General features: G+C 72.5%; 7 protein-coding genes. 6 read left to right on the plus strand and 1 reads right to left on the minus strand.

Annotation, left to right across the window (positions count from 1 at the left end):
• Positions 1–179 precede the first annotated feature (179 nt).
• The 4 genes from ACZ499_RS34095 to ACZ499_RS34110 all read left to right on the plus strand — a co-directional run bounded on the left by ACZ499_RS34095 (position 180) and on the right by ACZ499_RS34110 (position 4509).
• The gene (locus ACZ499_RS34095; RefSeq protein WP_468680281.1) at positions 180–1418 is read left to right on the plus strand and encodes a phosphodiester glycosidase family protein; all 1239 of its coding nucleotides are present in this window, start codon (positions 180–182) and stop codon (positions 1416–1418) included.
• Between the two features lie 104 nt (positions 1419–1522).
• A complete protein-coding gene (locus ACZ499_RS34100) occupies positions 1523–1765 on the plus strand; it encodes a WhiB family transcriptional regulator (protein WP_371650006.1) in 243 nt (80 codons plus the stop codon).
• 163 nt (positions 1766–1928) lie between these two features.
• Complete coding sequence (locus ACZ499_RS34105) at positions 1929–3014, plus strand: trypsin-like serine peptidase (protein WP_468680283.1); 1086 nt, start codon at positions 1929–1931, stop codon at positions 3012–3014.
• Positions 3015–3192: 178 nt separating this feature from the next.
• Positions 3193–4509 (plus strand): S1 family peptidase, encoded by a 1317-nt coding sequence (locus tag ACZ499_RS34110; RefSeq protein WP_468680285.1) that lies wholly within the window; start codon positions 3193–3195, stop codon positions 4507–4509.
• 161 nt (positions 4510–4670) lie between these two features.
• Here ACZ499_RS34110 and ACZ499_RS34115 read toward each other — a convergent pair whose 3' ends face one another.
• Positions 4671–5384, minus strand: coding sequence for a hypothetical protein (locus ACZ499_RS34115; protein WP_468680287.1), 714 nt, complete (start codon positions 5382–5384; stop codon positions 4671–4673).
• A 336-nt stretch (positions 5385–5720) separates the two neighbouring features.
• On the opposite strand from ACZ499_RS34115, the gene ACZ499_RS34120 reads away from it, so the two are divergent.
• Together ACZ499_RS34120 and ACZ499_RS34125 are read left to right on the plus strand one after the other, a co-directional pair.
• The gene (locus ACZ499_RS34120) at positions 5721–6839 is read left to right on the plus strand and encodes an FGLLP motif-containing membrane protein (protein ID WP_468680288.1); all 1119 of its coding nucleotides are present in this window, start codon (positions 5721–5723) and stop codon (positions 6837–6839) included.
• A gap of 565 nt (positions 6840–7404) precedes the next feature.
• On the plus strand, positions 7405–7896 hold the full coding sequence (locus ACZ499_RS34125; protein ID WP_468680290.1) for a lamin tail domain-containing protein: 492 nt from the start codon (positions 7405–7407) through the stop codon (positions 7894–7896).
• The last annotated feature ends 184 nt before the right edge of the window (positions 7897–8080 follow it).

Below are 8080 nucleotides of genomic sequence, written 5' to 3' on the forward strand. Positions count from 1 at the left end.
GGTGGCGGGCCGGGGGGCTTTCCGCGCCACCGGACCGCGCTGCCGACCGCCCCGTACGGCCGTACGAGGGTTGCCCGGGGGCTGTTCTCGGACATCGCGTCGAGCCTGCCCGTGGACCGCCGCGCGGCTCGCTAGGCTGCGGCTGCCGGTGCGGTGTGGGTCTCAGGAGATGAGGCGCGATGGGGTGGTCCCTGGGCTGGGCGCGAATGGCGATGACAGGGATCGCCGCGGTGGGCATGGTCGTCGGTGAGGGCGCACTCGCCCCGGGTGCCGCGCAGAGCGCACCGGCCGTGGGGTTCGGGCGCACGGTGTCCGTCGCGCCCGGCGTCTCCTACCGGAGCTTCACCGTCACCGCGTCCCACGGGCTGACACGTGGTCACCTCGTGGTGGCGGACCTGAGCAACCCGCACGTCAAGGTGGACCTCCTCACACCGGGCGCGGTGGCCGCCCGGGCTCAGGTGACCGCGATGGCCGACGCCCAGGACGCGGTCGCCGCCGTCAACGGGGACTTCTTCGACATAAGCGAGACCCAGCACCCCGGCGTGGCGGCCACCGGCGCCTCCTCGGGCCCGGCCATCGCGTCCGGCCGCCCGCTCAAGGCCGCCGTGCCCGACGGCCAGCGTTTCGGCCCCACTCTGCCGCCGGGCACCACCGCCCGGGACGTCATCGGCGTCAACCCGGCGCGCACCGGGCGCCTCGACCGCCTCACCCTGGAGGGAACGGTCGACACCGGCCGGGGCGGGCTGCGTCTCGACGGGCTCAACCAGTACGCCCTGCCGGTGGACGGGGTGGGCGCCTTCACCGCGAAGTGGGGGTCCGCTTCCCGGGAGCGCGCCGCGTGCGGTACCGACGCGGCACGCGGTGCGCCGTGCACCAAGGACACGTACGAAGTGACGGTACGGCGAGGCCGCGTCGTCAGCACGTCGACCGTCCTGGGCAAGGGGCCGGTCCCGGCAGGCACCTTCGTCCTGGTGGGGCGCGAGAAGGGCGCCGGCGCCCTGAGCGCGCTCAGGCCCGGGGACCGGGCCGGGCTGAGCTACCGGCTGCGCGGCCGCAGGGGACCGCTGGCCTTCGCGGTGGGCGGTATGCCGGTGCTGCGGGCCGCCACACCGCTGAACGGGCTCGACGACCGTACGGCCGCGACCCGCTCCGGCGCGGGGATCGGAGGCCACGGACATCGCCTCTACCTCATCGCCCTGAACGGCTCGGCCGAGAACGACGCGGGCCTCACCCTCGCCGAACTCGCCCGTCTGATGCGGGAGATGGGCGCGGTCGACGCGGTCGACCTCGACGGCGGCGGCTCCTCCACGCTGGCCACGCGGGGCCCGGGAGACCCCGGCGCCGTCGTGCGCAACCGGCCGCCGGGCACCTTCGAACGCGCGGTGGCCAACGGCATCGGGGTGTTCTTCCGGCCCTGAAGGCTCGGTCCGCATTGAACGGTCCGTCAGCGGCTGACGTAACAACGCGCAAGACACCTACGGGAGTCGATCGCGTCACTCGTTGCCGAGGAGGGAGTCTTCTTGTGAACTGGCGAAAGCGTGCGGCGTGCCGTACGGAGGACCCGGAGCTGTTCTTCCCGACGTACAGCAGGCGTTTCGCGGACCAGCAGCTGGCGGAGGCCAAGGCGATCTGCCGCAGATGCCCGGTCACCACCGCCTGCCTGCAGTGGGCGCTGTCGAACAACGAGAAGCGCGGAGTGTGGGGCGGGCTCAGCGAGAGCGAACTGCGGAGGGTGAGGCGGCGGACGGGTGCGGAAGTCGCCTGACTGAGGTGGGCCCGATCGCGCGGTCGTGACCGGGTGTGTGACCGGGTGACTGAACGCCCGGGGGCGCGGCGCCGTATCAACCGGTCAACAGCGTGCCGCGCCCGAGGAGGGTCCCGTGCCTTTTCGCCGTCTCAGCCTTCGCCTCCGGAGGACGGCCGCATGGTTGCTCGTCGCCGTGGTGGCGGGCGGACTTGCGTACACCGTCACCAAGAACTCCACGCGGCCACACGGTGGTTCCGGCTCGATTGGGTCCGCCGACCCGGCCGGGGCCGCCCGGCGTGCCGACCCGGGGCGGACACCGGGCGGGTGGCAGGACTGGAACGTGCGGGGCTGGCTGCGCGGTGCGGCGGACTTCGTCAACCCCGTGGTCGACGGGCTGTGGGGGCCGGAGCGGATGGCCGGAGCCGCCGAGGGCGAGCGGTCCTTCGACGGCAGCGCCATGCCCCGGGGGGTCTCCGACCCCGAGCCGGACGCCGTGAGCGCGCGGCCCGTTCCCCGCCCGTACGGTGAGCAGGCGCCCACCGCCGGCCGGCTCTTCTTCGACACCCCCAAGGGGCCCGCCGCCTGCTCCGGCACGGTGGTGCGCGATCCCGCCCGCCCCGGCCGGTCCAACCTGGTGTGGACGGCCGGGCACTGCGTCCATTCGGGCAAGGACGGCGGATGGCTGAGGAACATCGTCTTCGTACCCGGGTTCGACAAGAGCGGACCGGCGGCAGCGGGCGGGCGCAACAGCGCGGCGCCCCTGGGGATCTGGTGGGCCGACTGGGCGCAGACCTCCCAGCAGTGGATCGACCACGGCACGTCCAGCGCCGGGGCGGGCGCGGCCTTCGACTTCGCGGTGCTCCACGTACGGCAGGCGGCCGGTGCGACGCGGTCGCTGGAGGAGACCGTCGGGGCGGCGGCGGACGTCGGCTTCGACGCCGAACTCTCCGGCTCCCGGAGCCTCGTCGACATCGTGGGGTATCCGGCGGGCCGCCCCTTCGACGGCTCGTCGCTCTTCCACTGCGCCGACCGGCCCGGCTCGTTCTCGGTCGCCGCCGACCAGCCGGACATGTACCGCATGGGCTGCACCATGACCGAGGGCTCGTCCGGCGGCGGCTGGCTGGTGCGCCGGGGCGACGGCGGGCTGGTCCTCGTGTCCAACACCTCGCTCGGCTCCCGCCCGGCCGCCTGGCTCGCGGGGCCGCATCTGGGCGCGGACGCGCGCCGCGTACTGACGTCCGTGAGCGGGCGGTTCGCCGGGAAATGACGCCACCGGCGGTATGGCCACCGGGGTGCGGATGGGTGGCGCTTGCGTTTGCTGACCAACCTTCAAAAATGTTCTTTCGCAATCACGGTGAACACCGCACCCGTCCCATCCGTACCTAGGGCTGCACACCTTCCGCCGATCGCGGTCGGCTACGGAACACATCCCAGGAGGCGGCGAGTTGACTCACAGGCGCATACCCAAGCGACGGGCCGTAATGGCAGGAGCGGGGGCCGCAGGCCTCATCGCGGCGGCCGTACTGCTCCCACGTGCGAACGCGTCACAGGCGCAGCCCGAACCCCCGTCCGGAGCCACGGCCGGGAAGGCGAACGCGGCCTCGGCGGCAGCCGTGGTGCGGGGCCTGGCCCAGCAGCTCGGCGACGCGTTCGCGGGCTCGTACTACGACGCCGCCAAGCAGCAGGTCATCGTGAACGTCGCCGGTAACAACAGCAATGCGAGCGCACAGGTGAAGAAGGCCGGGGCGGTGCCGCGCGCGGTCCGTAACAGCGCGGCCGAACTGCGTTCGGCGGCACACACCCTCGCCCGTACGGCGACCATCCCCGGCACCGCCTGGGCCGTCGACCCCCGGACCAACCGCATCGTGGTCTCGGCGGACCGGACGGTGAAGGGGGCGCAGTGGACCAGACTGGAGAAGGCCGTCCGGTCCCTCGGCGCGGACACGGCCCGGATCCAGAAGTCCGCCGGGCAGTTCAAGCCCTTCAGCGAGGGCGGTGACGCCATCTTCGGCGGCGGCGCACGCTGCTCCCTAGGCTTCAACGTCACCACCCAGGACGGCAAACCGGGATTCATCACCGCGGGCCACTGCGGTGTCGCGGCCAAGCAGTGGTCGCTGAGCGCGAACGGGGCGCCCGCCGCCACCGTCCAGAAGGCGACCTTCCCCGGCAACGGCGACTTCTCCCTGCTCACGTATGACGACGCCGCCACGGAAGCCCCGAGTGCGGTCGATACGGGGGCGGGCAAGCTGGTCGAGATCACCCGGGCGGCCGACGCGGCCGTGGGCGAGCGCGTCCTGCGCATGGGCAGTACGACCGGTTTGCACGACGGCAAGGTCACCGGTCTCGACGCCACGGTGAACTACCCCGAGGGCACGGTCACCGGGCTCATCCAGACCGACGTCTGCGCCGAGCCGGGCGACAGCGGCGGGTCCCTGTTCACCGCCGACGGCAGCGCGGTCGGGCTCACCTCCGGTGGCAGCGGGAACTGCACAGCCGGCGGCGAGACGTTCTTCCAGCCCGTCACGACCACCCTCGCGGCCGTCGGTGCGACGATCGGTGCGGGGGGCCAGGGATCCGGTGGCTCCGGCGGAGCGGGTGACGCAGGCGGTGCAGGCGGCAATGGCGGTATGGGCGACGCGGGTGCTTCCGGTGGCGCGGACGGTTCGGGTGGCGCGGATGCCTCAGGTGGCGCGGACGGTTCGGGACAGCAGGGGGACGGAGTGATCTCCATGGCCCCCGCATCCGGCTACGGCAGGCAATGAGAGAGGTCCACTGAGAACACCCACTGAGAACACCCAATGAGAACAACCCGGCGGCCGTTCTCTTCGACAGACGGCGGCCGGGTTCTTCCCACGGACGTGGCCACCCCGTTCCAGGTGCCTCGGCACCGGGGTGGCCACGGCGCGGTGGGGGCGCGGTCCCGTCAGACGGTCGCGGGCGCGGGAGCCGTAGCGGGGGCGGCCACGGCTTCGGCGGCGGGTGCCTCGGTCTTCTCGGCGGGGGCAGGGTTGCGGTGTGCCGTGTAGAAGACGGAGCCCTGCTTGCGTTCGCGCTCCAACTCGCCCTTGGCGACGAGTGCTTCGAGGGTGTTGCGGACCACCTGGGGGCTGGTCTGGCGGTCCGGGTGGGCGGTCGTCAGTTCGGTGAGGATGTCGGCGACCGTACGGGGCTCCTCGTGGTGTGCGAAGAGGCCGAGCACCAGCTCACGCAGGGTGGGTCCACCGCTTTCCGTGCTCTTGCGGGTCGGCTTCTTGGCCTGCGCGGCAGCCTTCTTGGGGCTCTTGGCCGCCTTGGCCGTCTTGGTCTCCGGCTTCTGGGCCTGAGGCTTACGGGGCTTGGGTACCGCTGCGACGGTGGGTGTGGCCGCGGGGGGCGGTGTCTTGGCCGGGGGCTGTGCTTTGGCGGTGCGCTTGCGCGTTGCCGTCGGCTTCTGCGCCGCTGCGGCGGCGGTGCCGCCGAGGGTGTGCTGCATGGTTTGCAGCAGACCGTGGTCCCGCTCCAGGTCTTCGAGTTGGCCCTTCAGCGAGTCGAGTTCCGCACGGATGCGTGACTGGTCCTGCTGGTTGGCTTCCAGGTCGGCGGTGACACGCGCCGCGTACTGGTCCTTGAGTGTGGTGAAGTCCGGCTCGTCCGCCATGAGAATTCGCTTTCCTCGTGCTGGATGTTGCCGCCGGATGCTACCCATCTCTGCGGCAACAGCACAGGTGAGTGCGCACAAGATTCACACGTTGGAGACACCTCGGGCCATAAACCGTCGCCTCCCGACAGAGGTTTGGCCGTGTGTGTCGGTCCACGGGGCGTGCGACGTGCGCCCATTTCCGCCGTTGCGCTCCCGTGCGCCGTACCCGCGAGGGTAACGAAGGCGTGGGGTTGGGACGTCCAACAAGTGCACCCGAACGGGGATGGTCTGGGGAGGCCGTGCGGTTACGAGGGGGACACTGTGGGACGCAGGCGGAAGACACGCGGGTTACCGGTGGCGGTGCTGACGGCGCTGCTTACGGTGGTGCTGCTCGCGGGCATGGCGGCACCGAGCTTCGCGGGCGTGCCGGGCCGTGAGCAGGGGACGACGACGGCGGCGGCCGAGGCGATGTCGCCGCCGCCCTCGCCGGGCCCGGCGCCCTCCGCCTCGGGCCCCGCACCCTCCAAGTCCAAGGCGAAACCGCCCCCTTGTCCCCCGGACATGAAGGGCCACCAGCCCGTGGACCTCGACTGCCCCGGGCGCGCGGTGGAACGGGCGGGGACCATCGACCTCCCGCCCGAGCCGTTCACCGCTTTCCTCCTGCCCAAGGGCTCGCCGGTCGCGGCGCACACCGAGGGCAGGGCCGGCGCCCTGCCCAAACCCGACCTGCCGGGGATCACACCTCCCCCTGCGTCCCCTTCCGCCTCCGGCACACCGGACCCCGGTCCCACCGCCTCGGACGACGTGAATGGCGCGCCCGACCCCGGGCCCAGTGGGCACACGGAGGAGCCGAAGCCGGATGTGGGCCACGACCGTCCGGGCGACCTGGTGGGCAGTATGCGCACCCCGGCGGAAGTGTCCTGGGCGCTCAAGGACATCGCGGGACCGGTGGGTATGGCCGCCTGGTTCCCGCTGCTCGTGCTCCTGCTGGAGAAGGCGTTCCCCTCGCAGCTGGCCGACAACGCGCTGAGCCGTTGGTGGCACCGGCGCCGCGAGGAACGGTCGGCGCGGGCGAGTGCGGCCCGGCTGCCCGGCTGGGTGCGGATGGGCACCTTCGCCCTGCTCGGCGGCGCGCTCATCGTCCGGGCCGATGCCACGGCCCGCTGGAGCGCGCCCACCGTGGCGAAGGTGCTGGGAGCGGCGGTGGGCACCCTGCTGATCCTGGTGACGTACGAGAAGACCAAGGACTCGCTGCTGCGCCCCGGGCGGGGCGGTATACGGGCCGAGCTGCGAGTGGTTCCCGCGGGCCTGGTCCTCGCGGCTCTGATGGCGGCGCTCTCGCGCGGCCTGGCGTTCCCCGTCCCGTACACCCTCGCCATCGCCACCGCCCTGTTCCTGGCGGCGTGGGTGTTCTCACTGGGGCTGCGCAGGCACGTGGCAAGGCTGGAACGCAGGGTGGCGGCGGTGGCCTGAGCGTCGTGCTCGGCAGCACCGGAACACCCCTTCGCCGGGGCGCGCAGTCGGCGGAGCGGTGGCGTGCGCGGTGCGGGGGCGGCGTCGATGATGGGAGCCCCTGTGCCGTGTACGTATACGAGAGACGGGACCCGGCGATGCCGCAGGATCGTGCGGGTGAACCGGCCGAGCCGTGGTCTCCGGAAGTGGGGCGCGCAAGCATGTGCGCAGCCGCGGCTGGTCCGCCGAGCGGCTGCGCCCCCTCGCTGGTGGTAACCACCGCGGTGAAGCGTTGACGCCGGGCGCGAGGCAGGGGCTGCCCTCCCAAGCCGGGCGGTTCGCCACGACGCGCGGTGTGCGGCGCTGTTACAAAGGGGCCGCGTCCCCGAGCGGAGGGCGTATGAACACTGGAAGTTGACATAGGTGCTCGTTACGGAAATGTCCTGAATGTGTAAAGAGCGTCGGGTCGGCGGGTCCTGACCGCTCCGGCGGGCCAAAGTGTGGGTCCTCGGCACCAGTCGGGAACCTGGCCCGCCCCGTCACCGGCCCGATCGAGGTCCGGTCTGGGGCTTGTCCTTGAGAGAGCATGCACATGTCTGCTTCGCACACCAGCCGCCGTATCTTCGCCACCGTCCTCGCCGCCGGCACCCTGATCGGGGCCGCTGCCCTGCCCGCCGCGGCGGACAGCCACCACCGGCACGCTCCCCGCTCCACCGTGGTCATCGGCGAAGTGCAGTACAACAGCCCGGGCCGCGACGACCACTCGAACCGGAGCCTCAACAACGAGTGGGTGGAGGTCGTGAACACCGGGCGCCACGCCGTGAACCTGCACGGGTTCACCCTCACCGCGAGCGACGGCGCCCGCTACCGCTTCCACGCCATGCGCCTGGAGGGCCACTCGACGGTCAAGGTCCACACGGGCATCGGCATCGACAGCAGCCGTGACGTCTACCAGGACCGTCACAACTACGTCTGGGACAACCAGCGCGACACCGCCACCCTGCGCAACGACGACGGCCGGATCCTCGACACCGCCATCTGGGGGCGTGCCCACCAGGGTGGACACCGCCACCACTGACGCCCGTCGGTGACCGGCCCCGGTAGAGGGGCCGGTCACCGCCCAGCACCACCGCCCAGCACCACCGCCCAGCACCACCGCCCAGCACCACCGCGGGGGGGGGGGGGGGGGGGGGGGGAGGGGGGGGGGGGGGGGGGGGGGGGGGGGGATGTGGGGGGGGGGGGGGGGGGGGGGGGGGGGGGGG

This window comes from Streptomyces sp. NPDC031265 (assembly GCF_055570295.1).

Bases quoted from the DNA above. Each gene is read 5' to 3' on its own strand.
- ACZ499_RS34095 (WP_468680281.1), top strand. From the start codon at position 180: ATGGGGTGGTCCCTGGGCTGGGCGCGAATGGCGATGACAGGGATCGCC.
- ACZ499_RS34115 (WP_468680287.1), bottom strand. From the start codon at position 5,384: ATGGCGGACGAGCCGGACTTCACCACACTCAAGGACCAGTACGCGGCG.
- ACZ499_RS34125 (WP_468680290.1), top strand. From the start codon at position 7,405: ATGCACATGTCTGCTTCGCACACCAGCCGCCGTATCTTCGCCACCGTC.